The sequence below is a fragment of the Wolbachia endosymbiont (group B) of Chesias legatella genome, from assembly GCF_964026945.1.
Taxonomy (GTDB): domain Bacteria; phylum Pseudomonadota; class Alphaproteobacteria; order Rickettsiales; family Anaplasmataceae; genus Wolbachia.
Window position 1 is genome coordinate 37,941 of sequence record NZ_OZ034711.1, and the last position, 25,411, is coordinate 63,351.

Annotated in this window: 26 protein-coding genes; 9 read left to right on the plus strand and 17 right to left on the minus strand. The window is 34.6% G+C overall.

Translation table 11 applies throughout. The features are described from left to right. Positions 1–178: 178 nt before the first annotated feature. Both fabF and acpP read right to left on the minus strand, forming a co-directional pair. Positions 179–1,441 (minus strand): beta-ketoacyl-ACP synthase II, encoded by a 1,263-nt coding sequence (gene fabF, locus AAGD65_RS00200; protein ID WP_264682851.1) that lies wholly within the window; start codon positions 1,439–1,441, stop codon positions 179–181. A 6-nt stretch (positions 1,442–1,447) separates the two neighbouring features. Beyond that, complete coding sequence (gene acpP / locus AAGD65_RS00205; RefSeq protein WP_010406451.1) at positions 1,448–1,708, minus strand: acyl carrier protein; 261 nt, start codon at positions 1,706–1,708, stop codon at positions 1,448–1,450. 127 nt (positions 1,709–1,835) lie between these two features. Here acpP and AAGD65_RS00210 point away from each other — a divergent pair, with 127 nt between their 5' ends. After that, a complete protein-coding gene (locus tag AAGD65_RS00210; protein ID WP_264682852.1) occupies positions 1,836–2,618 on the plus strand; it encodes a polyprenyl synthetase family protein in 783 nt (260 codons plus the stop codon). Continuing rightward, positions 2,611–3,483 (plus strand): FKBP-type peptidyl-prolyl cis-trans isomerase, encoded by an 873-nt coding sequence (locus tag AAGD65_RS00215; RefSeq protein WP_264682853.1) that lies wholly within the window; start codon positions 2,611–2,613, stop codon positions 3,481–3,483. Before AAGD65_RS00210 ends, AAGD65_RS00215 begins: the two co-directional genes overlap by 8 nt. 72 nt (positions 3,484–3,555) lie before the next feature. Here AAGD65_RS00215 and hslU read toward each other — a convergent pair whose 3' ends face one another. Together hslU and hslV are read right to left on the minus strand one after the other, a co-directional pair. After that, entirely contained in the window at positions 3,556–5,007 is a 1,452-nt protein-coding gene (gene hslU / locus AAGD65_RS00220) for an ATP-dependent protease ATPase subunit HslU (protein WP_264682854.1), read from the minus strand. Position 5,008: 1 nt separating this feature from the next. Further along, positions 5,009–5,563, minus strand: a complete 555-nt coding sequence (gene hslV / locus AAGD65_RS00225; protein ID WP_010406442.1) for an ATP-dependent protease subunit HslV — start codon at positions 5,561–5,563, stop codon at positions 5,009–5,011. Between the two features lie 82 nt (positions 5,564–5,645). Here hslV and gshA point away from each other — a divergent pair, with 82 nt between their 5' ends. Further along, on the plus strand, positions 5,646–6,800 hold the full coding sequence (gene gshA, locus AAGD65_RS00230) for a glutamate--cysteine ligase (protein ID WP_010406439.1): 1,155 nt from the start codon (positions 5,646–5,648) through the stop codon (positions 6,798–6,800). Here the strand turns inward: gshA and AAGD65_RS00235 are convergent. The 3 genes from AAGD65_RS00235 to AAGD65_RS00245 form a co-directional block, all read right to left on the minus strand. Next, positions 6,797–7,597: a hypothetical protein gene (locus AAGD65_RS00235; protein WP_264682855.1), complete on the minus strand. Its 801-nt coding sequence runs from the start codon at positions 7,595–7,597 to the stop codon at positions 6,797–6,799. The genes gshA and AAGD65_RS00235 overlap by 4 nt on opposite strands. Before the next feature lie 61 nt (positions 7,598–7,658). Next, positions 7,659–8,612 carry a ferrochelatase gene (gene hemH / locus AAGD65_RS00240; RefSeq protein WP_264682856.1) on the minus strand — a complete coding sequence of 318 codons (954 nt, stop codon included), beginning with the start codon at positions 8,610–8,612 and terminating at the stop codon, positions 7,659–7,661. Next, on the minus strand, positions 8,609–9,496 hold the full coding sequence (locus AAGD65_RS00245) for a hypothetical protein (RefSeq protein ID WP_341810934.1): 888 nt from the start codon (positions 9,494–9,496) through the stop codon (positions 8,609–8,611). The genes hemH and AAGD65_RS00245 overlap by 4 nt, the downstream gene beginning before the upstream one ends. 114 nt (positions 9,497–9,610) lie before the next feature. On the opposite strand from AAGD65_RS00245, the gene ndk reads away from it, so the two are divergent. From ndk to folD, 6 genes are all read left to right on the plus strand, one after another. Next, a complete protein-coding gene (gene ndk, locus AAGD65_RS00250) occupies positions 9,611–10,030 on the plus strand; it encodes a nucleoside-diphosphate kinase (protein ID WP_264377498.1) in 420 nt (139 codons plus the stop codon). 120 nt (positions 10,031–10,150) lie between these two features. After that, on the plus strand, positions 10,151–11,320 hold the full coding sequence (locus AAGD65_RS00255) for an aspartate aminotransferase family protein (protein WP_264377497.1): 1,170 nt from the start codon (positions 10,151–10,153) through the stop codon (positions 11,318–11,320). Between the two features lie 78 nt (positions 11,321–11,398). Further along, a complete protein-coding gene (locus tag AAGD65_RS00260; protein ID WP_029237684.1) occupies positions 11,399–12,676 on the plus strand; it encodes an HlyC/CorC family transporter in 1,278 nt (425 codons plus the stop codon). 9 nt (positions 12,677–12,685) lie between these two features. Continuing rightward, positions 12,686–12,943 (plus strand): DUF2312 domain-containing protein, encoded by a 258-nt coding sequence (locus AAGD65_RS00265; protein WP_006014634.1) that lies wholly within the window; start codon positions 12,686–12,688, stop codon positions 12,941–12,943. Beyond that, a complete protein-coding gene (locus AAGD65_RS00270) occupies positions 12,936–13,511 on the plus strand; it encodes a UbiX family flavin prenyltransferase (RefSeq protein ID WP_264377496.1) in 576 nt (191 codons plus the stop codon). Before AAGD65_RS00265 ends, AAGD65_RS00270 begins: the two co-directional genes overlap by 8 nt. Beyond that, complete coding sequence (folD, locus tag AAGD65_RS00275; RefSeq protein WP_264682858.1) at positions 13,495–14,382, plus strand: bifunctional methylenetetrahydrofolate dehydrogenase/methenyltetrahydrofolate cyclohydrolase FolD; 888 nt, start codon at positions 13,495–13,497, stop codon at positions 14,380–14,382. The genes AAGD65_RS00270 and folD overlap by 17 nt, the downstream gene beginning before the upstream one ends. Before the next feature lie 115 nt (positions 14,383–14,497). Here the strand turns inward: folD and AAGD65_RS00280 are convergent, their stop codons facing one another. The 10 genes from AAGD65_RS00280 to AAGD65_RS00325 all read right to left on the minus strand — a co-directional run bounded on the left by AAGD65_RS00280 (position 14,498) and on the right by AAGD65_RS00325 (position 25,302). Further along, positions 14,498–15,229, minus strand: coding sequence for a cell envelope biogenesis protein OmpA (locus tag AAGD65_RS00280; protein ID WP_341811029.1), 732 nt, complete (start codon positions 15,227–15,229; stop codon positions 14,498–14,500). Positions 15,230–15,346: 117 nt separating this feature from the next. Further along, entirely contained in the window at positions 15,347–15,904 is a 558-nt protein-coding gene (locus AAGD65_RS00285; RefSeq protein WP_264682859.1) for a hypothetical protein, read from the minus strand. A gap of 120 nt (positions 15,905–16,024) precedes the next feature. Continuing rightward, entirely contained in the window at positions 16,025–18,484 is a 2,460-nt protein-coding gene (gene leuS, locus AAGD65_RS00290) for a leucine--tRNA ligase (protein ID WP_341810935.1), read from the minus strand. A gap of 4 nt (positions 18,485–18,488) precedes the next feature. Beyond that, a complete protein-coding gene (locus AAGD65_RS00295; protein WP_264682861.1) occupies positions 18,489–19,079 on the minus strand; it encodes a murein hydrolase activator EnvC family protein in 591 nt (196 codons plus the stop codon). 52 nt (positions 19,080–19,131) lie between these two features. Then, positions 19,132–19,458, minus strand: coding sequence for a MerR family transcriptional regulator (locus AAGD65_RS00300; RefSeq protein ID WP_012481900.1), 327 nt, complete (start codon positions 19,456–19,458; stop codon positions 19,132–19,134). After that, positions 19,455–19,754, minus strand: a complete 300-nt coding sequence (locus AAGD65_RS00305) for an integration host factor subunit alpha (protein WP_007302154.1) — start codon at positions 19,752–19,754, stop codon at positions 19,455–19,457. The genes AAGD65_RS00300 and AAGD65_RS00305 overlap by 4 nt, the downstream gene beginning before the upstream one ends. 38 nt (positions 19,755–19,792) lie before the next feature. Further along, positions 19,793–20,989, minus strand: a complete 1,197-nt coding sequence (locus tag AAGD65_RS00310) for an MFS transporter (protein WP_319803474.1) — start codon at positions 20,987–20,989, stop codon at positions 19,793–19,795. Positions 20,990–21,293: 304 nt separating this feature from the next. Beyond that, positions 21,294–23,228, minus strand: a complete 1,935-nt coding sequence (gene uvrB, locus AAGD65_RS00315; RefSeq protein ID WP_264682863.1) for an excinuclease ABC subunit UvrB — start codon at positions 23,226–23,228, stop codon at positions 21,294–21,296. An 86-nt stretch (positions 23,229–23,314) separates the two neighbouring features. Further along, complete coding sequence (locus tag AAGD65_RS00320; protein ID WP_264682864.1) at positions 23,315–24,076, minus strand: cytochrome c1; 762 nt, start codon at positions 24,074–24,076, stop codon at positions 23,315–23,317. Further along, the gene (locus tag AAGD65_RS00325; protein ID WP_264682865.1) at positions 24,076–25,302 is read right to left on the minus strand and encodes a cytochrome b; all 1,227 of its coding nucleotides are present in this window, start codon (positions 25,300–25,302) and stop codon (positions 24,076–24,078) included. Before AAGD65_RS00325 ends, AAGD65_RS00320 begins: the two co-directional genes overlap by 1 nt. Positions 25,303–25,411 lie beyond the last annotated feature (109 nt).

Genomic DNA, 25,411 nt, shown 5'->3' on the forward strand with positions numbered 1-25,411 from the left:
AGGCAAAATTTTGCTTTTTCTTCTTCTGTCATTCGAGTAGTTGACACTGGGATCCATTTCTTCATCATCATCAAAATGTTATATTTCAACATTACTTTTATGCTGACCAATTTAACTGGATTCTAGTTTCAGCTACTCGAATAACATTTTCGTAGTCGATTCAAAATAGCATAATTAACTACACCTTTCCAAAGATGAGAGACGCGTTGGTACCACCAAAACCAAATGAATTAGAAAGCGCATATTGAATTTTATGCTCTTGAGCTTTAAGTGGTACAAAATTTAAATCACACCCTTCTGAAGGTTTGTGTAGGTTTAAAGTTGGTGGAACAATTCCATTGTTTAATGCAAGGATACTAAATATTGCTTCAACACTTCCTGCGGCACCAAGTAAATGTCCTATAGAAGATTTAGTCGAGGAAACAGGTATTTTATAGGCATAGTCACCGAATAACTGCTTCATTGCTATTACTTCAACTTTATCCCCAAGTTTTGTTGAAGTTCCATGTGCATTGATATACCCAATTTGACTTGGGCTTACTTGTGCACTCCTTAAAGCAAGTTCCATTGCCTTAAGTGCGCCTCTTCCTTCTGGATGTGGTGCTGTGATGTGGTGCGCATCTCCTGTTAACCCATATCCAGTGAGTTCTGCATATATTTTTGCTTTTCTTTTTTTTGCATGTTCATATTCTTCCAGCACTAATATACCTGCTCCTTCGCCCATGACAAATCCATCACGTTCTTCATCCCATGGCCTTGAGGCCTCTTCAGGATTATCATTGAATTTAGTTGATAACGCCTTCATCGATGCAAAACCTGCAATTCCAACTCTGCATAACGCACTTTCTGCTCCGCCTGCAATCATAATGTCAGCTTCACCGAGTTTTATAGCTCTTGCTGAGTTTATAATCGCATGTGCACCTGTTGCACATGCAGTGACCGCTGAGTCATTTGGACCTGTAAATTCGTATTTAATAGAAACATGGCCAGATATTAAATTTATTAGACTTGCAGGAACAAAAAATGGACTGACACGTCTAGGCCCCTTCTCCTGCATGGTAATTACATTTTCCTGAATTGACGGAAGACCACCTATACCAGAACCAATAGCTACACCTATTCGCTCTTTATTAATATTTTTATTTTCCAAAATTAGTGAATCTTCTACTGCCTGAACAGCTGCTGCAATTCCGTAGTGAATAAAACGATCTGTTCTTTTTAGGTCTTTTTCAGAAATATAATCTAGCGGATTAAAACAGCTTTCAGCGTTGTAGGATACCTGCCCTGCAACCTGACAAGCAAGATCAGAAGAGTCGAACCTATCTGTATTGATTGCTTTGATGCCAGATTTACCTTCTTTCAGCTTTGACCAGGTGTTATTAACATCTGCTGCTAGTGGAGTAATTAAGCCAACACCGGTAACTACTACTCTTCTGCTCATTCAACATCAATTGTTTGCTTTGTTTACTACATATTCAACTATCTGTTCCATAGTTTCCATTTTTTGTGCATCTTCGTCAGGAATCTCTATACCAAATTCTTCTTCAGCTGCCATGATTATTTCAACTGCATCTAAACTATCTGTGCCGTGGTCTGAAAGCTTTGAAGAACTACCAAATCCCTCTACATCCTTACTGATGTGCTCTAGTATAATCTTCTTTACTTTTTCTTCTATATCTTCCCTAGTGCTTTTTGCCAATTCGCTCATTTCTTACTAAAAAATAACCTATTCTCTGATGTTATAAGAAATTTTGATGTTTGCAATAGCTTTTATGATTATATAAACTATTAAAAACTTCCTATCTCTTAGCACTCGATAGTTAATAAATTTAAAAATGCTAGACGAAACAACAAAAAATTTGCTTGTTGTAGAAGTGAATAAGCTCTTACCTGAAAATAGCGAGAATAAACTTATATCAGCTATGCGTTATGTGCTTCTTGCTCCTGCAAAACATATACGTTCTTTTTTAGTTATAGCATCTTCGTCGATATTCAACATAAAGGTTGAAAAAGCAATAACAGCAGCAGCAGCAATTGAATTTATTCATGCTTACTCCCTCATTCACGATGATCTGCCATGTATGGATAACAGTGACACCCGCAGAGGCCAGCCAAGCTGCCACAAAAAATTTGGTGAAGCAACAGCAGTACTGGCCGGAGATGCATTACTTACCCTGGCTTTTGAGGTATTATCTTTGTTAAATTGTGAGATCATAAAAGTGCTCTCTCAAGCAATAGGAATGAAGGGAATGGTGGGAGGACAGATTTTGGATATAGATGCAGATTTGAATAAAATAAAGGAAATTCATTTGATGAAAACTGCAAAACTATTTGCGGCTTCATGCGAAATAGGGGCTATAATAGGCAATGCTACAACCAAGGAGCGGAGAGCGTTATATAACTATGGAATAAATCTGGGGCTTATTTTTCAAGCTAAGGATGATATTGAAGATTATGAGCAAGATAAAACAAACAATTTAATGTCCGTGCTTGGCAAAAATGAAATGGAAAACTATATAGATAGTCTCTTTAAACAGGCCTCAGATAATTTAAGTACGCTTTCAGGGAATACTAATGACTTATATGATTTATTGAATCAAGTAAAAAAAGATGGTTAAAAAAATTATATTACAAATATTTATCTTTCTAGTAATGGTTCTCACTTTATCTTCTGTTTTTATAATCACTATTGTTTATATAAATAAAGATAAACCGGAAAAAGAGGACAAGCTTTACGAGATAAATGCCACACATGATGGTTTAACACAGACGATAGCACGTTATCTAGTAAAGCCCATACTTGAATCAGCACTTGATCGCTATATTGAAAAGCATGGGCTAGCAGAATATTTAGAAGAAATAACACAGCAAAAGGAAGAAGAGACGATAAACTTTTATGAAATTACTGAAGGCAGCGGCAGTAAGGCTTTCTGTGGCCAAGAAGTCCTGCTACAAATGTACAAAATATCCAACAATCTGGCAACGCTACTTCCGACTGATGTCAATTTGAAAATAGGTCAGGATTACTTAAAAGAAGTGAGTTTAGGGGTAATAGGTATGAAAGAAGGTGGAGAGCGTGTAGTTACTATTGCCGCTGATGACAACAAAATGAGTTTTAACTCTTATTACATCAAACTGATTGAAGTAAAAGATAAATATCCTGATTCAGTAAATAACTTAATGATTTTTAATGACTTAATTAACAAAACTGGAAAACGAGTAAAATGTGGCGATGAGATATCAGTTCAATATAGCATAAAGAGACATAATGGTGAGTATATAATCAAAGATCAAATAGTGCAGTTTAAGGTTGGTGACAAAAAAATACCACTTGCTATAGAACTTGGAGTTGTGGGAATGAGAGCTGGTAATAAAAGAACAGTTCTTTCTCCACCTGATCTTTTAACTGATGTGTTAACAAAAGGCATAGATTGTGATATTGCAATAATTGATTTAAGCTTGAATTCTACTATTGAAAAATAGCTTAAAGAATTATGAAGTAAGAAAAAATAAAACTTCTTGAGTGCTATATATTACTTAAAGAAAAAGTTTCTTCTAAAGTATAAACTTAGATAAATCAAGCTGCTTTGAAATTGATTCAAGCTTATCTCTTACGTGCTTGCTATCTATAACAAATTTCTCATTATTTTTTTCAGAAGCGATAAAACTTATTTCATCTAAAAGCTTCTCCATGACAGTATGAAGTCTTCTTGCACCTATATTTTCTACTTCTCTATTAACTGTAAAAGCTATTTCAGCTATAGTTTCTATACCATCATCAGTAAACTCAAGTGTTACATTTTCCGTTTTCATTAAAGCTATGTACTGTTTTAACAAACTAGATTCTGGTTCCTTTAATATTTTTATTAAATCCTCTTGAGTAAGCGCCTTAAGTTCCACTCTAATTGGCAATCTACCCTGTAATTCTGGTAAAAGATCAGATGGCTTAGATAAGTGAAAAGCACCAGATGCAATAAATAATATATAGTCTGTTTTTACGGGGCCATACTTAGTTGAAACAGTTGTTCCCTCAAGTAATGGTAACAGATCGCGCTGCACTCCTTCTCTGTTGACTTCACCTTTTATTTCTGTACGTGCTGCAATTTTATCTATTTCATCTAAAAACACTATGCCTTCATTGCTAACAAGATCAATCGCTTCTTTGATTATCTTGTCTTCATCCATTAACCTTTCGCTTTCTTCATTAATCAATATTTCACGTGCTTCTTTCACTTTAACTGTAATAGTTTTTGTTTTTTTGCTCCCATTAAACATCTTGCCCACGATTTCTGTTACGTTCATCACACCAATTTGCCCACCTGGCATACCAGGTATATCAAAAGTGGGTAGCATACCCTTGCTCTCCCTGACGTTAATAGAAACTTCTCCATCTTCAAATTCCTTATTTCTCAGTCTTTCTCTGAAAACTTTTTTGCTTTCCTCGGTTGCATCTTCACCAACCATGGAGTTGACTATTATCTTTTCAGCCAAACCTAAAGCTTTTTTAGTTAAGGCTTTACGTGCTTTTTCCTTAACTAAAACTATTGCTGCGTCAACTAAATCACGTATTATCGAGTCAACATCACGTCCAACATATCCTATTTCAGTAAATTTCGTTGCTTCAACTTTTATAAAAGGTGCACCAGCAAGCTTTGCTAAACGGCGAGCTATTTCAGTTTTACCAACTCCCGTATGGCCTATCATGAGTATATTCTTAGGTATAATCTCTTCACGTAGTGGAAGTGGGACTTTATTTCGACGCCAACGATTTCTGAGTGCAATAGCAACAGCGCGCTTTGCATCATTCTGCCCGATTATAAATCTGTCTAATTCTTTAACTATCTTCTGTGGTGGTAGATCATCTAATAAAGCTTGTGAGCTTTGAATGCTGCTACTTCCTGTACCTTCATTTTCATAGAGGCTATTTTTCTCATTATAGTCATCATTATTATCAAATTGACCTACTACAGATTGACTAGAAAAATTAGCACACAAAGTTCTTGACATATTACTCCTCTATTTTTTCGATAATTAGATTATGGTTTGTATAAACACATATATCGGCAGCTATCTTCATAGCCTTTTTTGCAATCTCCTCTATTGATATTCCTTCAACGTCAATCAAAGCTTTTGCTGCAGATAAAGCAAAATTTCCTCCAGAGCCAATGGCTGCAATGCCATCTTCAGGTTCAAGAACATCACCCGTTCCTGTAATGACCAATGAAATGGACTTGTCTGCCACGATCATCATAGCTTCTAATTTTCTTAGATATTTATCCATTCTCCAGTCTTTTGCAAGTTCAACACATGCCCTCATTAACTGTCCTGGGTGCTTATCAAGTTTAGATTCTAGCCTTTCGAAGAGAGTAAATGCATCAGCTGTTGCTCCAGCAAAACCGGCAATTACGGAATCACCAGAAAGACGCCTAACTTTTTTTGCTCCAGATTTTATAACGGTATGGCCTAGCGAGACTTGCCCATCACCTATTACTACTACATTTTTGTCTCTTCTAATTGACAGTATAGTAGTACCATACATTTTACTGCTGTCATGATGAATCATTTTTTTGTTATTTTAATTCGTTATATTATATTAAGATTATAACTTATAATATAGTACTTTTCTTATAACATTTAAAGTGTAGATGCAAAACATAATTCATCCAAATCTGGAAAAAGATATAAATAATTGGTTCAAAACAAAATTTAATGGTTTTACATTACCATTTTATAGCTCCATAGATCTTAGGAATTCAGGCTACAAAATTGCTCCAGTAGACGCCAATTTATTTCCTGCAGGGTTTAATAACCTAAGTGAAGTATCAAAAGCGATAGCAGCAAAATTGATAAAAAGCTACTTCGAAACAAAACAATATAAAAAGGCCCTTATAATACCGGAGAATTACACACGAAATAAAATGTATATAGAAAATGTATTTGCTATAGAAAAGGTACTGCAACTCGCAGGTTTTGAAACTAGAATTGGCCTCTTTCATAATGAAACGTACAATTTAATAGAACAGTATGAAACTGTTGTGAAAGAAAACTCTTTGCTGAAGACAACTTCAGGATTTGTGCCTGATATTATTATACTGAATCGTGATATGACGAGCCACATTCCAGACACGCTAGAAAACGTAAAACAAGAGATAGTGCCAAGTCCATTATATGGCTGGCACAGTAGGCAGAAATTTCAATATTTTGAAATCTATCAAAAATTAGTGTCCGAATTTTGTGGCGAATTTAAAATGGACCCATGGCTTATTTCTGTGCTTACAGAAAGCTGTAATGGAGTTGACTTTAATGATGATTCATCACTAGGAGCAGTAGCGACTAAAGTTGACCAAATATTATCTCTAGTGCAAAAAAAATATGAGGAATATGAAATAAAAACACAACCTTACGTTTTTATCAAAGCAAGCAATGGCACATATGGAATGGGCATTATAACAGCAACAAGTGGAAAGGAAATATTAAATCTCAATAAAAAAAAGCGTCATAAAATGAAAAAGATAAAAGAAGGAATAGCAATCAATAGTGTTATTATACAAGAAGGTGTACCAACTATTGACATATTTAAAAGTAGTTCTGCAGAACCGCTAATATACTATATAGGAGATACTCCAACATGTTACTTATACCGATGTAATAGCAGGAAAGATGTATATTCTAGCTTGAATTCCACTGACTGTGAATTTTATGACATCAGCCAAGAAAATAAAACTTTGCCACTTTGGAATATTGTTAGCAAATTAGCAGTGCTAGCATTGGCAGTAGAAATTAAGTCTTTTCATCTCTAATAATTAATTTCTACAATGCTGCCATTATGCTGAATATGGTGAGCGTCATCAAGTCCAGTAGAAGGATCAGTACCATTATTAGGTTGATTGACAAACTTATCGATGTTTGATACTAGATATGCTATGCTTAGTATCAAACTGACCGTAACAGTTAAGTTGAAATTATAGATTATGCCACCACCCAAGTCTATTGGTATGGTTGGAAGTTCCATTCTTTTTAATATGAAGCTTAACAAGCCCAATGACAAAGCGAATGTGCTAAAAATAACTTCTTTGCCATATTTAGCAGACTTTTCAGAATCCTTATTATCTAGATACTTCTTCCATGTATAATAACAGTTTATGCATTCTGAAAATAGAAATAGAACTGCTGATGTTAAGCTAATATAACTTATTACATCCTTGTTGTTTCTAGCTAAGAAATGAATGATTTTTGTCTGCATCAATATTCCTATGACACAGTTTGCCAAGAAGGCTAAGCTACCCACAACCTGTATTGGTTTTTCAGGTTCATTTCCCCCTTTACCATTCTGAAGTTTTTTAGATTTATATCCAGCTAGATTTAGCCCAAGATGAAGAGCAAATATTATTGATGTTGGTAGTTTTATGAACTTAGAAATATCTAATACAGTGCAAATATTGGATCTGTTGTTATCAATAAACTCGCAACAGAATTGCAATGAAATTTTACACAATATGCCTGTTAAACCTACTGCAATACAATACATCTTTCTAATATCATGATTGTGAGCATCATGTATACTTTCTATAAATGTATTTGGCTTACCTTTTGGCATAAGTAGATAATAAAATAATAACTTTTTAATATTATACTATAAAAATCTAAAAAGAAAAGTGCTATAAATCAGTACTTTGAGAGTGATCTAAACATAAATCGGCCAAGCACTTGATAAATAAGAGATCAGTACTGAGAGTTGGTACGCGAAAGTAATATCCGTCTTTGATAATTGCTTTATACTCTATATCAAGTTCAACCAGTGTTTCAGAATGCTCAGAAACAAAAGATATAGGTGATAAAACTACAGGTATATTATCGTCTTTTGCGCGTGATAGCTCACTTTCAGTGCTAGGCTCCAACCATTTTACAGGGCCAACCTTACTCTGATAACATATTCCCCAATCAAGATCTTCAATATTCAATTTTTTTACTATTAATTTTACTGTTTTTTCTATCTGTGAAGCGTAAGGGTCGCCTTTTTTAATGATACTAAGAGGTAAGCTATGAGCCGAGAATAGGACTCTTGGCTTACCGATTTTGCTAGCTAATTTATAATATTTAGACGTCAGATTAACATGAGCTTCAATAAAGTCTTCATTGTCATAATAATGGTGAATTGTTTTTGTGTTACATTCCAGTTTGGCATTTTTTTGCCAATTCTCGATGGATGATAGAGTTGTGGTGGTTGAATATTGCGGATATAGTGGTAACAGAATGATTTCGTCAGGATCGAATTGCTTTACGCTTTTAACAACTTCATCAGCAAATGGATGCCAATAACGCATGCAGATGAATATCTTATATACATGGTTTCCATTTTCATTTAATTTTAGTTCTAAAGCATCAGCTTGTGCTTTCGTATTCTCCAAGATTGGCGATTTACCTCCAATGTGCTCGTATATTTCTTGTGCAGTACTTTCTCGCCTTTTGGAGATAAACTTTGCTAAAAGAAAGCGGAAAGGATTGGGTAGATTGACTATTCTTCTATCATAAAATAGATTAAACAAGAAAGGACGTACTGCACTTAGTGAATCAGGTCCGCCTAGGTTAAATAAGATTACTGCCTTCTTCACTGACAGCACCTTTCTTCAGGTTTGCCTATAAAATCAGCTACACACCCATCAAGTTTAGTTACAGGCACTAAATTTCTCACACTAGCATACAATAGATGGCCAGATCTCTTCACGTTACTCTGTGTAGATACAAAGTTTCTATCAAAAACCACATCAACACAAAAACTTGGCACTGCTTCAAAAAGTTCAACAGCAGCCAAAGATATCATTATGCAGCTTTGTAGAGCCTTCAGAAGAACCGTAAAGGGGAAAAGTAAAACTTTAACGAAAAGAGAGGTACTACTTGTTTCATTCAGTAGTTGCCCTTGGTTAGGCGAACTATACTCGATATGTTTCCTGTTTTGATCAAAAATAGGAAATTTTATAGTATCCTTCTTAAATCCCTTATCTATTTCTTCTCTACTATGATCGGTGATCTTTTCTAGTAACTTCTCACGCAAATGCCAAGTTCTTACAACAAAACATGTGGCAATCATCAACGCAGCACATAAAAGTGCACATTGCATGAGGCTCATACTTCCTATCATAGCTGGCAGTACAAAACAAACAAACGGTGCTACGGTGATCATTTCAAAAAATGGAATGATGTTCCTTTTCATCGCAAAAACAGCACCTTCTCTTAGAGGATTGTGTTGCTGATTAGAGTTTTTTTCTTGTGCAATAAAACGACCATCTGTATCCTCAGCAAGTGCAAGCTTAGAAGCCTGCCTTTTGTTAAACTCTCCAGCATTTCCCTTTTGTTGAGGATTAGTAGAAGAGGTGGATTTATACATGCTATATTCTAAATGACTCAAAAATGCCAAATTAAAAGTTAAAAACCCTTTTGTCCCGCAAAAAATTGATGACTTAAGATTATTTGCTAGCTTTTTACGACAGTAACCCATACAATATCTCCTTGATGGTTTATTCTTAACTATAAGTGAAAAATTGCTTTTATCAAATCAAAGTTTATAATAAAATAAATCTATAAATATACGATCTTAATATAAGGAAATAATATGGCAATTGAGAGAACACTTTCAATATTAAAACCTGATGCAGTAAAAAATAATATTACAGGCAGTATAAATTCTTACATTGAAAAATCTGGACTAAAAATTATAGCACAAAGAATGATGATGCTGACAAAAAAACAAGCAGAGCTGTTTTATGAAATTCATAAGGATAGGCCTTTTTTTGGAGAGTTGGTGGAATTTATGACTTCTGGGTCTGTGATAGTTCAAGTTTTAATCGGTGAAAATGCAGTCAGTAAATACAGACAAATCATGGGTGCTACAGATCCAAAACAGGCAGATAAAGGTACAATTAGGGGTGATTTTGCTAATGATATTAGTGAAAATAGAGTGCATGGTTCTGATAGTCTAGAGAACGCTCATAGAGAAATAGCTTTCTTTTTTGCTGAATGTGAATTGGTGTAGTTTTACTTTTTTACATATTAAATTTCTGAGTTTTATGTTGAACTGTATAATATTAGCCCAATTTTTAGTTTAAGCAATATTAAGGGAAAGCTTTTTCATGCACTATAGATAATATTTAAAATGGATCATGTTGTTAACGCTTATAATAGATCTGAAGCTTCTATAGTTAGAGGAGAAGGAGTATATCTCTTCGATAAGGATGGTAAAAAATATTTAGACTTTGCTGCAGGAATTTCTACAACCTCTCTAGGGCATTGTCATCCATACATTACAGATAAACTGAAGGAGCAACTAGATTCATTATGGCACTGCTCTAATATTTTTACTATTCCTCAGCAGGAAAGGCTTGCTCAGCGTTTAACAGAACTTACCTTTGCCGATAAAGTTTTTTTCTGCTCAAGTGGACTTGAAGCAACAGAAGCTGCAATTAAATTTATTCGCCGCTATTTCTACTTAAATGGACAAGAAAAGCGCAGTCACATCATTACAATTGAAGGAGGTTTTCATGGCCGCAGTATTGCTGCAATTTCAGCTGGGGGAAATGAAAAATCACGCGAAGGTTTTGCTCCACTCCTTTCTGGTTTTGATAAAGTTCCAAGAAATAACATTGAAGCATTAGAAAAGAAAATCAATAGCGAAACAGCTGCCATATTTTTAGAGCCCATACAAAGTGAAGGCGGAGTACATCCATTGGACGTAGAGTATCTTAAAAAAGTAAGAGAGATAACAAAAGCTCAAGGAATAATTTTATGCTTTGATGAAGTGCAATGCGGATATGGACGGATTGGCTCTCTATTTTACTATCAAAATATAGGAGTTGAACCTGATATGCTCACTTGTGCGAAGGCTATGGGTAATGGGTTTCCTCTGGCTGCATGTTTAGTAAAAGATTATATAGCAGAAGCAATCACTCCAGGAACTCATGGGTCAACTTATGGAGGTAATCCACTTGCTATGACTGTTGGTAATGCAGTACTCGATGTAATGCTAAAGGAAGGCTTTTTTGACCATGTTAAGAAGGTCAGTAAATATCTAAAAGAAAAGTTGTTGCCTTTGACTGAAGAATTTCCGAAGATCGTTTCAGAAGTTCGTGGGGAGGGTTTATTGATAGGGATAGAGCTTAGAGTACCGTTGGCTGATAAAATTGTTAAACAATCTCTTGACAAAGGCTTAATAATGACTAAAATTTTAAATAATAGGGTAATAAGAATAACTCCTCCACTTGTTGTTGAGAATATGCATGTGAATGCAGTGTGTGATATATTTCATGATTTATTTTTTTTATATTAAAGATATATAGACTTGCAAATGCTTCTTACAACATATAAAATCAACTCTGTTTCTATATCGCAATAACATCATACTTTAATGGATTGGTTATTGATTTCAGTATTGTCAGCAATTTTTTTCTTATTGATTTTATCGTTTTTGTTCTCAGGAGCAGAAATAGGGTTAACCTCAATTAGCCGATCCCGAGTGAATAAACTAAAGCTAGAAGGTAACAAAAAAGCCAAGATAATAGAGCTTTTGTTAGGTAAAAAAGAATTAACAATAGGAACAATATTACTGTGTAATACAATTATTAACATTACTTGCTCTGCTTTATTTACAGTAATATTTATAAATTCTTTTGGGAGTGAGGGCATATTTCTTTCAACATTCATGATGACGTTTTGTATTTTGCTATTTTGTGAAGTTTTACCAAAAACTTACGCCATGCAAAATCCTGAAAAATTTACATTACTTTCTGCTTATTTTATGCTGTTTTTTGTCAAGGTTCTTTCTCCATTGACATTAGGCATTCAGTTTATTGTCAATATCATTCTGAAGTTATGTGGGCTTCATAAGAATAGGGAGGTAATATCTGCAGCAGATGCAATGCGTAATATGATTACTCTTCACCGCAGTGAGGGCACTATGTTACAACAGGATTTAGATATGCTAAATAGTATACTTGATTTGGCTGAGACAGAAATATCACAAATTATGACCCACAGGAGAAACTTATTTTCTCTTGATATAGATCGAAACAAAGAAGAGTTAATAAGAGAGATTTTAACCAGTAGCCATAGCAGAGTACCTTTATGGCAAAAAGAACCAGATAATATTGTTGGAGTGGTTCACGTGAAAAATCTAATAAATGCCTTGCGTGAAAAGGATAATAAAATAGAGATTGCCAAAGTTATGTCAAAGCCTTGGTTTATACCAGAAAGTACGCCACTCAGTGTACAACTTCACAACTTCCGTAAAAACAGGAAACACCTTGCATTTGTTATTGATGAGTATGGAGCACTACAGGGAATCGTAACTCTTGAGGATATACTGGAAGAAATAGTTGGAGAAATTTCAGATGAACATGATTTGATCACAGAGAATTTTATAAAAAAGATATCCGATAATATGTATCACATAGAAGGAAAATCTACTATTAGGGATATTAATAGACAGTTACATTGGGATCTTCCTGATGAAGAAGCTACAACTCTAGCAGGTATGATTGTAAACGAGATAGAGCGCATTCCTGAAGAAAATGAAGAGTTTTCCATGTACGGTTTTTACTTTAAGATTTTAAAAAAAGATAAAAATATTATTACTATGATTGAAGTACAAGTAAAAACTGATAATACTGTAGTAGCAATTAATTAGTTGGGTTCTATGGAAGATACAGTAAAAATAACGGCTGAAGATTTGAAGAGCTATATAGAGAGAATCGAAAAACTTGAACAAGAAAAGAGGGATGTGCAAGATCACATTCGTGATGTATATGCAAAAGCTGCAGATGAAGGTTGGGATATAAAAGTGATGAAACAGATTATTAGGCTAAGAAAGATGGATGATGATGACAGGGAGGAACAGGAAATATTACTTGATACCTACAAACGTGCATTGGGAATGAATTACGAAGGTGAATAGTAGGATTGTAATTGGAATAAGTGGAGCATCTGGTTCTATTTACGGTGTACGGATTCTAGAGGCACTAAAAAATACCAATCATGAAACTCATTTAGTGATCAGCAGTGCTGGAAAAATAACTATAGCTCATGAGATTAAAGAAAAACTTGAAGATATTATGTCGCTTGCAGATTTTTACTATTCTGAAGAAAAAATAGGAGAAAAAATAGCAAGCGGCTCATTTAAAACCTCAGGTATGGTTATTGCTCCATGTTCTATGAAAACAATGTCTGAAATAGCATCGGGGGTGACTTCCAATCTATTAACAAGGGCTGCAGATGTAACTCTAAAAGAAAGAAGAAAATTAGTTCTTATGGTGCGAGAATCTCCACTACATCTTGGACATCTCCGAAATATGTTAAAACTAACGGAGATGGGAGCAATTATTGCTCCGCCGATGCCTGCTTTTTATATTAAACCAAAATCTTTGGATGATATTGTAAATCATGCTGTTGGTAAAGTATTGAATTTATTTGATATCTCATTACCTGACTTCAAGGAGTGGCAAGGAAATGTCAATTATTATTAACGGTAAAAAAATAGCAAATGATCTCTGTGAGGAGCTATCAAAAAAAATTGATATTTTAAAGAAAGAGTATAATGTTTTTCCTTGTCTTAAAGTAATTCTTGTGGGTAGCAATCCAGCAAGTCAGGTCTACGTTCGTAATAAACAAAGAAAAGCAGAATCAATAGGCATAAGTTCTGAAACTATTGTTTTGCCTGATAGTATCTCAGAAGATGAATTGATTGAAAAAGTTAATACATTAAATGAAGATTCATCTGTGCATGGAATTTTAGTTCAGTTACCTTTACCAAAGCACATCAGTGCAAGCAGAATAATTAATACAGTAAGTGTTGAAAAAGATGTAGATGGCTTTCATGATGAGAATGTTGGCAGGTTAGTTAAAGGTGAAAAAAATTGTCTGATACCTTGTACTCCCAAAGGTTCTTTGCATTTAATTAAGTCAGTTGAAAATAATCTGTCCGGTAAAAATGCGGTAATCATTGGCAGATCAAATATTGTGGGTAAGCCAATGTTTCACCTATTGTTGCAAGAAAATTGCACTGTTACCATCTTGCATTCACAAAGTAGGGATTTAGCTGATTATTGCTCTAAGGCGGATATAGTAGTTGCAGCAGTTGGAAAGCCAAATTTTGTTCAACCAGATTGGATAAAAAAAGGTGCAATAGTGATTGATGTTGGCATAAATAGCATTAACATAGGAAATCAAAGTAAGCTTGTGGGTGATGTTGACTTTGAGGGAGTAAAAGAAAAAGTCAAAGCTATTACTCCAGTGCCTGGTGGAGTTGGCCCGATGACAATAGCATTTCTTATGATGAACACTGTAATTGCTGCTTGCTTGCAGCGGGGAGTTGATGCTTCTGATTTCATTAATTGAGGGCATAAGAAAAATAGATACCCGTCTCTAGATAATAACATCGAATTTTTATCCAAATAGCAAACCTCTTTGCAGGATTATCTTATTCACTACAAGAAATATGCAATTTAGAACATTAAAAATTATAACGTATGCCTACTTCTATGATTGCATCTGGTATTTGTACTGGTGGCTTGAAGGCACTTAATTGCCCACTTGCAGCAATAGCAACTGTAGCAACTATCTGCGGAGTAAATTCATAATCAACACCTACCTTTAGTTTATAGGAAATAGAACTCAGTATTTTGTCTACTAAAGATGGATCAGACGTTTCATCAGCAGCTAGTAGAGCTGGAGCTTCTTGACTCTTTTCTTCCTCTTTCTTTGTATTATCGTTTTCTGTAACATCTTCATTCGTAATTCTACCTGAATCATCTTTATTTGCAACATTTTTGCCTTTAGTTTCACCTGTACTACTGCCACCTAAGCCAAAAGAAGGCAATACTTGGATATATCCACCCAGTCCTATACTGGCATATAATTTAATGGGATCAATTTCAAGATCAGGATAGTAACGGTAATTCGCCAACAAGCTAGCTCCTACTTTCCTTTTTTGTTTATCAGTTATATCACTTATGTTGGCAAGAACCTCAAGTTCAAATTTAGAATTTTTGTCATAATTATAACCAAAAACAACGCTAGGTTTCATTTTAAAAGTATCACCCCATCCAGCACCAAAGTTTAAACCTACATAGTACTGATCTTCGTACCGATCTTCGTACCGATCTTCTAACTCACTTGCACTACTACTAGCTGTACTTGCTAAAGATGAAGCAAGCAATATAGCAAACAATTTTTTCATTTTCATATTACTCATATGTAACATTCCTTAAAACATACTAAAATAAGTGTTCAAACATGCTAGCAGCAAGTTTTGAGCATTGCTTATGGTTACACCTAAACATGTACACAATGCCATCCAGCATTAAAAACTATAACGTACTCCTACTTCCAGCATCGCATCTGGTATTTGTTTTGCTTTTAAACTACTCAGTTGCCTGCCTACGGTTAAAGCAGCTGTACCAACTATCTGTGGAGCAACTTCATAATCAACACCAACCTTCAGTTTGTACGAAATAGCACCCAGTATTTTATCTAGTGTTTCAGTGCCAACAATGTCAAAAGGATATACTTGTAGATGTCCTCCTAAACCTCCACTGACATATAGTTTCACAGGATCAATGTCAACGTCAGGATAATAACGGTAATTTGCTAATAAACTAGCTCCCATTTTCTTGTCTGCTGCACCAAACATATCACTTACGTCGGTGAGAATCTCAAGTTCAAACTTAGAGCTTTTATCATAATTATAACCAAAAACTAAGCCAGGTTTTATTTTTAATCCAGTACCCCATCCACCACTAAAGTTTAAACCTGCGTAGTACTGCTCTTTTGCACTATTACTAGCTGCTTTATTACTAGCTGCACCTGCTAGAGATGAAGTGAGCAACACAGCTAAAACACACAATCCTTTTATTTTCATATAACTACCCATACAAAAAAATATATAATGCACAAGTATATATCCTTTATATTAAAAAAGATATAATCTCATATCAAAAAAAGTATACCTACGAAATTAGGGACATGCTACTCAAAATTTTTATATAACTATGTTTACTACCTTATTTGGTACAGCATATATAGTGCGAATTTTGCTTTGATCGATTTTGTTAGATACAGAATCTGTTGCTATTTTCTTCAATTTTTCTTGAGGTAAATCAGTTGCCACTTCAATGGTCGCACGTAACTTTCCATTGATCTGCACTGCTACAGTTACCATATTATCAATTAGTAGTGATTCATCAGCTTTTGGCCAAGGCTTTAGATATAGCATACCTTTGCCTCCTATTTCTTGCCATAAATTTTCAGCTAAGTGTGGCATGAATGGCTCAATTACTCTGATTAGTATGCATATACCTTCATCAATAAGAGATTTTCCAGTTTTTACGTCTATTTCAGCTATTAAATTTGTCATTTCACGAAACTTTGCTACCACACAGTTTAATCTGCAGTTTTCCAAGTCATCTGTAAGTCCGTGTAAGAGTTTGTGGATTTTTTTTCTGTACTCTAGGAGTTTACCTACAATGTTTTCATTATCATAGTGTATGTTTACGGGCCTAAGTTGCACTACCATACGCCACAATTTATTTATGTAGCGAAAACAACCTTCCACGCCATCATCAGACCATTCCATATCTTTTTCTGGGGGGGTATCGGATAATACAAACAAACGAGCAGTATCAGCACCGTATTTTTCTATGATAAAGTTTGGGTCAACTGTATTCTTCTTTGACTTACTCATCTTTTCGACTTTTCCAACTTGGATCTTAGCACCCTTCGCAATCAACTCTTTTGCTTCTTCGGGAAAGAGCCATTTGCCATTCTCATCTTTATAAGTTATATGGCAGACCATTCCTTGAGTGATTAAAGTAGAGAAAGGCTCTTTAACGTCAAAATAGCCACATTTAGTTAAAGCACGGCAGAAAAACCTTGAGTAAAGCAAATGTAGAATTGCATGTTCTATTCCACCTATGTAATAATCAACAGGCATAAAACGATTACAAGTATCTTTATTAATCGATTTATTTTCACTGCAAAATGCAGCAAAATACCAAGAAGATTCAAAAAAAGTGTCAAATGTATCAGTTTCACGTTCTGCTTGCTTTCCGCACTTTGGACAATCAACAAATTTCCAGGTTGGGTGCTTATCCAGGGGATTACCACCACTTGTAAATTCTACATCCGTTGGTAGAACAACAGGGAGGTCTTTTTCTGGAACTGGAACAATTCCACAATCTTTACAATGTATAATAGGTATAGGACATCCCCAATAACGTTGCCTTGAAATTCCCCAATCGTGTAGACGATAGTTTATTGTTTTCTTACCTATTCCTTTTTCTTCAAGTTTTTTTATGATTACTTTTTTTGCCTCATTAATCATTAGTCCGTTTAAGAATTCAGAATTGAACATCACTCCATCACCGAAGTACGGTTCTTTTAAGATCTCTGTGCTCTCTTCACAAACTACAGGAATAATCGGTAAACCATACTTCTGTGCAAATTCAAAATCACGCTGATCATGTGCAGGGCAACCAAAAATCGCACCTTCTCCATACTCCATCAACACAAAATTCGCTATATAAAGTGGTAATTCTTTATCAAGAAATGGGTGTTTTACGTTTAATCCAGTGTAAATTCCTATTTTTTCATCATTCTCCCCCTTTGCCTTCATATTACCAATAAAGTCTCTTATTTCTTTGTCCTTAAGGTCTTGTACAATAGGGTGCTCTGCTCCTACTGCAAGAAAAGAAGCTCCAAATAAAGTATGAGGAGAAGTTGTAAAAATCTTTAACTTCTTATTCAAGCCAACTATTTCAAAATCTATAGTTGCCCCTTCAGATTTTCCTATCCAGCGCTCTTGCATAGTTTTGACTTTTTCTGGCCAATTTTTTAAACTTTGCAAACAATGAAGCAAATCTTCAGCAAAATCAGTAATCTTTAAAAACCATTGGAATAACTTACGTTTTTCAACAACTGCACCTGATCGCCATCCTTTTCCATCAACCACTTGCTCATTTGCAAGCACTGTTTGGTCCACTGGATCCCAATTAACCCACGACTCTTTTCGATAGGTAAGACCATGCTTTAAAAAATCCAGAAAAAATTTCTGTTCGTGTTTGTAATAATCAGGCTCACATGTGGAGAGCTCACGATCCCAATTGTATGAAAGACCTATAGATTTTAGCTGCGCGCGCATATTATCTATATTATCTTGTGTCCATGCTGCAGGGTTAATGTTATTGTCCCTTGCTGCATTTTCAGCTGGTAATCCAAACGCATCCCAGCCAATTGGGTGCAAAACCTCAAATCCACGAGCTCTCTTGTAACGTGCTATAACATCTCCTATTGCATAGTTACGCAGGTGCCCCATATGAATCTTACCAGATGGATATGGAAACATTTCCAACACGTAACATTTCTTCTTTTTACTATCTTTGCTTACAGAAAAATCCCACTTATTTTGGTAGAATTTTTCAACGTTTTTAAAATCATATTTCATAAATTCAATCACAGTTTATATGTACTAAAGGATCGACTGCTTGACCATTATGTCTTATTGTGAAACACATCTGCGGATCTTTATCTTGTGTGCTTGATTTACCTGCAGATCCAATTACTTGACCTTGTTTTACTTTATCACCAATTTCAACTTGTATGTTTTTTAAATAGGAGTACATAGTCATGTAATTATCTTTATGTTCCACTATAATTAAATTTCCGTACCACCTCAGGCCTTTGCCTACGTATATTACTTTGCCAGGTGCAGAAGCAATAACCTTTGTTCCACTTTGAGCAGTAATTTTTATGCCATCTTGACATATTTTATCAGAAGAGGTAACTGCACCTTTAACCGGTATTACAAATTTACACATGCTTTGTGCATTATTGTTATATACCTTATCTACAAAGGCTTTTCTACTTTCTTTTCGCAGCGAAGAATCAACATTTTCTTTAATCAAATGATACTCCCTTGTGTACTCTAGGTCTCTTTTCCCATAAAATTCTTCGCCTTTAAGTAGTACAGGTGCAGGTTTTTGCAGGCCACAGCTTGTCAGTATTGCTGATAATATAAAGAACAAGGCTATACGACACATACACTTATCTCTAGATATATCAACTTTCACAAAACTTTATAGTGTTTTTCGTCTATTTATTACTTTCTTCATTTATTTTATCAGTCAAATAGTCTCTTAAATCGGTAAGTTCTTTCAACAAATTTCTTGAATAATGATCAATTCTTACATCGTTACCAAATTCCTTTTGTACTCCTTTTATTGTATATCCTTTGTCATATAGCATATATTTTATTTTCTTTATTGCCTCTATACACTTATGATCATATAGTCTTCTTCCCTTCCGTTTTATGGGTTTAATTTGATGGAATTGACTTTCCCAGAATCTTAAAACATGCTGCTCCAAATGTAGTTCTTCAGCTACTTCTCCAATTGTGTAAAATAATTTTTCCTTATTCATCGGTTGTTTATTAATTTCTTCATCATTTTTGAAGGTCTAAAAGAAATTGATTTTCTCGCTTTAATTACTACCCTTTCCGATGTCTTTGGTATATTTCCTGGTCTTTCTTTCTTGTTTTTAACCAAAAATGTTCCAAATGAAGATATTTTTACTATTCCATCCTTTGCTAAGCTCGTTTTTATCTCATCCAATATGTCATCTATTATTGCAATAGAGTCTTCTTTCGATAATCCAATTTCCTGGTTTATACATTCAGCTATTGTTGCCTTAGTTACTGTTGTGTCTTTTGTTGTCATAATTTATTACAGTATGTTAATATAATATAACAATCGACTCAAGATTCAGCTACTTTATTTTTATAGTATGTTTCTTTTGTAGCATAATTAAAAATACTAGCAAATGTTAACATTGCAAATATTGTGAAAAGCGCCATTTGATGATCTGAAAAAAGTGCTAAAATTGACACTAAAATTCCACTCATAACAAACATAAATCCATTGATAATGGATGATGATGTGCTAATATACTTCTGCTCAACAATCTCACTACCAACAGTAAAATTAAGCATATGTCCTCCTGCAAAAAAACCAAACATTAACATACAAAAGTATATAATATGAACTGTTAAATTACCGCATAGTAAAATAATAGCTGAAATACTTTGCAATGTGGCAAAAGCAGAGATTACGTGCCTTCTATTTTTAAATAGATTTGAGATTAGATCTGCAATTGGAGCACCAACTGCAAGACCAAGCCACAATATTGCAGTTGCCATACCTAACTCCATTGTATTGAGTTCTAAGTTGCTTAGTAACCTTGGTGCCCACAGCATATTAAGCGCTAAAAATGTTCCAAAAGTGATAGCACCCACTATTGAGGTTATCCAGATATCTCTTAATTTTAGCACTGTTAGTACAGAACATATTACTGTTTTTATAGAGCTCTTTATTGTGTATTCCCCCAAATTTTTTTTTGAAAGTCCTTTCGGATAAAAAAACATAAGTACAAATATCGATACGCCAAATAATATTACGCATACAATAAGATTTTTCCAATCTGCACCTTCGGCAAGCAAGCTAGAGAAGCACATTTGAATCATCAAAGCAGAAAGACTTGAAATTGTCTGCACTAGTGAGAACATCAGTCCAAATTGAGTAAGGGGAAAATATGTGCTACTTACATGAGCAGCGCCAATAAAACCAAACGATGCTCCAATTGCGATCAAAAATTGAGATAAAATTAAATGGGCAAAATTGTCACTCTTGATAAGGACAAAAAAACCAAAGAGCATGATTGACAATGAGAAAAAATAAATTTTTTTGCTGGAAAAAACATTAAACATTGCCCCACTAAAAAATTGTGAGATAGCAAAAGTCCAAGTATATGCTGAATTAGCTAGTGCAACTTGCGCGATTGTGAGCCCAAGTTCTTTTTCAAGATTCACGCTTATAAAGGTGTAGATTATCTGCATATTGCTGAATACAACAATCAAGTTACTGATTAGCCAAATGAACCAAGCTTTATTTTTCATAAGATTTTTTATAAATAGTTCATTGATAATAAACCTCTTTTAGGCTCTGATTATTGTTAAAACAGTTGCAATTATAGTATGATATAAAAGCTATGAAACAACAAATTTGTTGTGAGATTTAATTTGTTAGAGTCTGTACATAATCTCAAGAAAGGAATAAATTCAACAATCATCATCTATAAGATAAAGGTGAAAATTTGAAATTATCATGAACTGGCTCATTTTTCTGCCACTCGAATGATGTTCTTTCAATTGTTGGTAAATCAAAGTCAGTTTAGCTATTAATTATTCATCTTTTTTCTAATTATGCAGTGGATCTATTATTAAACCTTTCAATAATACTTTTTATTTTTGCTGCCTCTTCAAACTCTAAATTTTCAGCATGCTTCAACATTTGCTTTTTCAAACTGTTTAGATCATCCTTATTAAAATTCTCAACTACCACTTTTTCCTGTAGAGTATTTGATATAGGCTTTATTATAGTTTTTGGTACAATATTATGTAGTGTATTATGCTCTGTCTGTTTCTTTCTTCTCCTTTCAGTTTCTTTCAGTGCACGATCCATAGAATTAGTAATTTTGTCTGCATATAAAATTACTCTGCCTTCAACATTTCGTGCAGCACGACCTATCGTTTGAATGAGCGAAGTCTCTGATCGTAAAAACCCTTCTTTGTCAGCATCTAAAATTGCAACCAATCCACACTCGGGAATATCAAGACCTTCCCGCAATAAGTTAACGCCAACAAGAACATCTATTTCTTTCGATCTTAATTTGCATATAATTTCAATTCTCTCCAGTGCACCAATATCTGAATGTAGGTAAGTTACTTTCATACTGAGCTCACTCATATGCTCAGCTAGTTTTTCAGCCATTTTTTTTGTCAATGTGGTAATTAGAATACAAAACCCTTTTTTTATCGTCACTTGTGCCTCATGAATCACATCATCAACCTGACTCCCTGTTGGTTTTATGATGCAGATGGGATCTGTCAGTCCTGTTGGGCGGATAACTTGCTCTATAAATGCGTGATTAGTCTTTTCTAATTCATATTTTCCTGGAGTAGCCGAAACGTAAATAGTCTGTGGCCGTATTGCCTCCCACTCTTCCAATTTTAATGGACGGTTATCAAAAGCAGAAGGTAGCCTAAAACCATAATCTATCAATTTCTTTTTACGTGCTTCATTACCGCTATACATTGCACCTATCTGGGGAACGGTTACATGGCTTTCATCAACAAATAAAATTACATCTTTAGGTAAATACTCAAACAATGTAGGTGGTGGATCTCCGGCTTTCATTCCGTAAAGATAACGCGAATAATTTTCAATACCTTTACACACTCCCGTTGCCATCATCATTTCAATATCAAAATTAGTACGCTGCTCAAGGCGTTTTGCTTCAACAATTTTGTTCTGTGAATAGTAATAATCCAGGCGTTCATGTAGTTCTTTTTTAATCAATTGAACTGCTTGCAAAAGAGTCTCACGTGATGTAGTGTAATAGCTATTTGGAAAAATGGTGACTGTATCTATGCGTCTGATAATATTGCTGTTCATGGCATCAATCTCAGAAATTTCCTCTATTTCATCACCAAACAATGATAAACGCCAAGCTTTATTTTCATAATAGGCAGGAAATATATCAATAATATCGCCGCGCACTCTGAAATATCCTCGCTCAAATCTGACATCAGAACGTTTATATTGGAGATTAACTAAATTATTCAGAAAGTCATTAACATGAATCTTATCTCCAGCACTTAAAGTCAAGGTCATGCTGAGATAGCTCTCAGGCGAACCAAGACCATATATACAAGAAACACTCGCAACTACAATCGTGTCCCTACGCTCCAAAAGAGAGCATATAGCAGAATAGCGTAGCATATCAATTCTTTCATTTATTAAAGAGTCTTTTTCAATATAAGTGTCTGTTTGTGGTGAATAAGCCTCAGGCTGATAATAATCATAATAAGAAATGAAGTATCCAACAGCATTGTGAGGGAAAAATCCTCTCATCTCCTCGTAAAGCTGCGCCGCTAAAGTTTTATTATGTGCCATAATTAACGCAGGCCTGTTTGTTCTTGCAATAACATTTGCCATAGTAAAAGTTTTTCCAGAGCCAGTTACTCCAAGTAAAACCTGATCTCTTTTTTTGTTATTTAGTCCTTCAACTAAACTATCTATTGCTTGTGGTTGATCCCCAGCTGGCTGAAAATTTGTAACTATTTGAAATGCCATAATCCCTATACTTTCATAATATATTTATCATTACATAATACACATGATATTATGAGTAAGGTATAAAAACGAGCGTAAATGAAGTTCTATTTTCCTTTTTTATAGAGTTGGCTCCAAACTCTATTGTTAGTGAGAACAAAAAATACCGTCAAAATTATAAAATATGTCACTATTTTTAGCCCAAGTTTATGTCGGCGCTCCAGTTCTGGCTCTGCTGCCCATTGTAAGAAATTTACCACATCATATGCCATATTTTCAACTGTGGCTTGCCTTGTACCATCATATTCTACCATTCCTTCAGAGAGTGGTGGTGCCATAGCTAACCTGCCTGTTGAAAAATATGGATTAAAATATAAACCGTTCTCATCATGTTCACCGTTTTGATAACCAATTAGTAGTGAATAGACATAATTTGCACCATCATGTCTTGCTTTGACAATTAATGATAAGTCCGGTGGAATTGCTCCATTGTTGCTTGCTGCAGCTGCTTCTTTTGTATCAAAAGGTGCAATAAAATAATCCGAAGACACTCCCGGCCTATCAAACATTTCACCCAAATCATTCGGACCATCTTTAACTTGGTAAGAGGCTGCAATTTGTTTTACATCCTCTTCAGAAAAACCAACATCTTGCAAATTACGAAACGCTATTCTATTCATTGAATGGCAAGCAGCACAGACTTCCTTGTATACTTTATAGCCACGCTGAATTGATTCTCTATCGAAAGATCCAGTAATTCCATCAAAACTCCAGTCGATTTTCTTATTTGGTAAAGGTTTAAACTCCTCTGCAGACAAAGAATTAGTGAGAAATAATATACAAAATACAGCAACTTTAACCAACAGCATCACTTCATCTCCGGAACGGAATCGCTTATTGTTTTTGGTAATTTTTTTGGTTTCTCATACTTACTAAGTAAAGGTAAAACTATTACAAAATATGAAAAATAATAAAGAGTTGAGAGCCTACTTAAAGTAATGTAAGGCTCCTTAACTTCTTGTCCCCCAAGCCAGGCAAGAAATGCAAAATTTATTGCAAAAACCCAAAAAAATTTCTTAAATAATGGACGGTAGGAACCACTTTTAACCTTTGATTTATCAAGCCAAGGCAAAAGAAACCACACTAAAATAGATCCAAACATGGTAAGTACACCAATAAGTTTATTTGGAATTGAACGCAGCATCGCATAAAAAGGTAAGAAATACCACTCTGGCACTATATGTACTGGAGTTACCATAGGATCAGCCTCTATATAATTATCAGGATGCCCAAGATAATTGGGGGCATAAAAAACAAATGCAAATAAAATTATAAAAAATAAACCAAAAGTTATGCAGTCCTTTGCTATATAGTAAGGATAAAAAGGAATGGTATCCTTATCTGACCTGACTTCTATTCCACTTGGATTATTAGAGCCAAACCTATGCAGAGCAACAACATGCAACATAGCTAAAGCGATAATAATGAAAGGCATAAGATAATGCAGCGCAAAAAAACGATTGAGCGTTGGATTATCAACAGAGAAACTTCCCCATAGCCATATAACTATTTTATCACCAATTAAAGGTATAGCCGAGAATAAATTAGTTATAACTGTTGCACCCCAAAAACTCATTTGTCCCCATGGAAGAACATATCCCATAAAGGCAGTTGCCATCATTGCAAAAAATATAAATATGCCAATAAACCACACCATTTCTCGCGGTCTCTTATAAGATCCGTAATATAATCCACGCATGATATGAACATAGACCACCATAAAGAAGAGCGACGCCCCAACAGCATGAGTATAACGTATCAGCCATCCATAACTTACGTCACGCATTATACGCTCCACACTATTAAATGCATGATCAACATGCGGAGTGTAGTGCATGGCAAGAAATATACCTGTTATTATCTGCAAAATTAGTGCTATACCAGCCAAAGAACCAAAATTCCAAGCATAATTTAAATTTTTTGGTACTTGATAAGAAGCAGTATGTTTTAGAAAAGAAAATATAGGCAGTCTATACTCTATCCAACCTAATATACCTTTTTCTTCTGTTATTTCTTTCTTGCTATCATCTTCCATAACTTAAAGTTTTTTCATCTTAACTCATTTTATTGTAACAACTTACCTACAACACACAATAAAAAGTTTAATTTAAATAATAGATTTCACGAAAACAAGCACTCAGACT

What these genes read in the sequence shown, in the direction of transcription:
- fabF (WP_264682851.1), bottom strand. Translation starts at nt 1,441, where the DNA reads ATGAGCAGAAGAGTAGTAGTTACCGGTGTTGGCTTAATTACTCCACTA.
- acpP (WP_010406451.1), bottom strand. Translation starts at nt 1,708, where the DNA reads ATGAGCGAATTGGCAAAAAGCACTAGGGAAGATATAGAAGAAAAAGTA.
- AAGD65_RS00210 (WP_264682852.1), top strand. Translation starts at nt 1,836, where the DNA reads ATGCTAGACGAAACAACAAAAAATTTGCTTGTTGTAGAAGTGAATAAG.
- AAGD65_RS00215 (WP_264682853.1), top strand. Translation starts at nt 2,611, where the DNA reads ATGGTTAAAAAAATTATATTACAAATATTTATCTTTCTAGTAATGGTT.
- hslU (WP_264682854.1), bottom strand. Translation starts at nt 5,007, where the DNA reads ATGTCAAGAACTTTGTGTGCTAATTTTTCTAGTCAATCTGTAGTAGGT.
- hslV (WP_010406442.1), bottom strand. Translation starts at nt 5,563, where the DNA reads ATGATTCATCATGACAGCAGTAAAATGTATGGTACTACTATACTGTCA.
- gshA (WP_010406439.1), top strand. Translation starts at nt 5,646, where the DNA reads ATGCAAAACATAATTCATCCAAATCTGGAAAAAGATATAAATAATTGG.
- AAGD65_RS00235 (WP_264682855.1), bottom strand. Translation starts at nt 7,597, where the DNA reads ATGCCAAAAGGTAAGCCAAATACATTTATAGAAAGTATACATGATGCT.
- AAGD65_RS00245 (WP_341810934.1), bottom strand. Translation starts at nt 9,496, where the DNA reads ATGGGTTACTGTCGTAAAAAGCTAGCAAATAATCTTAAGTCATCAATT.
- ndk (WP_264377498.1), top strand. Translation starts at nt 9,611, where the DNA reads ATGGCAATTGAGAGAACACTTTCAATATTAAAACCTGATGCAGTAAAA.
- AAGD65_RS00255 (WP_264377497.1), top strand. Translation starts at nt 10,151, where the DNA reads ATGGATCATGTTGTTAACGCTTATAATAGATCTGAAGCTTCTATAGTT.
- AAGD65_RS00260 (WP_029237684.1), top strand. Translation starts at nt 11,399, where the DNA reads ATGGATTGGTTATTGATTTCAGTATTGTCAGCAATTTTTTTCTTATTG.
- AAGD65_RS00265 (WP_006014634.1), top strand. Translation starts at nt 12,686, where the DNA reads ATGGAAGATACAGTAAAAATAACGGCTGAAGATTTGAAGAGCTATATA.
- folD (WP_264682858.1), top strand. Translation starts at nt 13,495, where the DNA reads ATGTCAATTATTATTAACGGTAAAAAAATAGCAAATGATCTCTGTGAG.
- AAGD65_RS00280 (WP_341811029.1), bottom strand. Translation starts at nt 15,229, where the DNA reads ATGAAAATGAAAAAATTGTTTGCTATATTGCTTGCTTCATCTTTAGCA.
- AAGD65_RS00285 (WP_264682859.1), bottom strand. Translation starts at nt 15,904, where the DNA reads ATGAAAATAAAAGGATTGTGTGTTTTAGCTGTGTTGCTCACTTCATCT.
- leuS (WP_341810935.1), bottom strand. Translation starts at nt 18,484, where the DNA reads ATGAAATATGATTTTAAAAACGTTGAAAAATTCTACCAAAATAAGTGG.
- AAGD65_RS00295 (WP_264682861.1), bottom strand. Translation starts at nt 19,079, where the DNA reads ATGTGTCGTATAGCCTTGTTCTTTATATTATCAGCAATACTGACAAGC.
- AAGD65_RS00300 (WP_012481900.1), bottom strand. Translation starts at nt 19,458, where the DNA reads ATGAATAAGGAAAAATTATTTTACACAATTGGAGAAGTAGCTGAAGAA.
- AAGD65_RS00305 (WP_007302154.1), bottom strand. Translation starts at nt 19,754, where the DNA reads ATGACAACAAAAGACACAACAGTAACTAAGGCAACAATAGCTGAATGT.
- AAGD65_RS00310 (WP_319803474.1), bottom strand. Translation starts at nt 20,989, where the DNA reads ATGAAAAATAAAGCTTGGTTCATTTGGCTAATCAGTAACTTGATTGTT.
- uvrB (WP_264682863.1), bottom strand. Translation starts at nt 23,228, where the DNA reads ATGGCATTTCAAATAGTTACAAATTTTCAGCCAGCTGGGGATCAACCA.
- AAGD65_RS00320 (WP_264682864.1), bottom strand. Translation starts at nt 24,076, where the DNA reads ATGCTGTTGGTTAAAGTTGCTGTATTTTGTATATTATTTCTCACTAAT.
- AAGD65_RS00325 (WP_264682865.1), bottom strand. Translation starts at nt 25,302, where the DNA reads ATGGAAGATGATAGCAAGAAAGAAATAACAGAAGAAAAAGGTATATTA.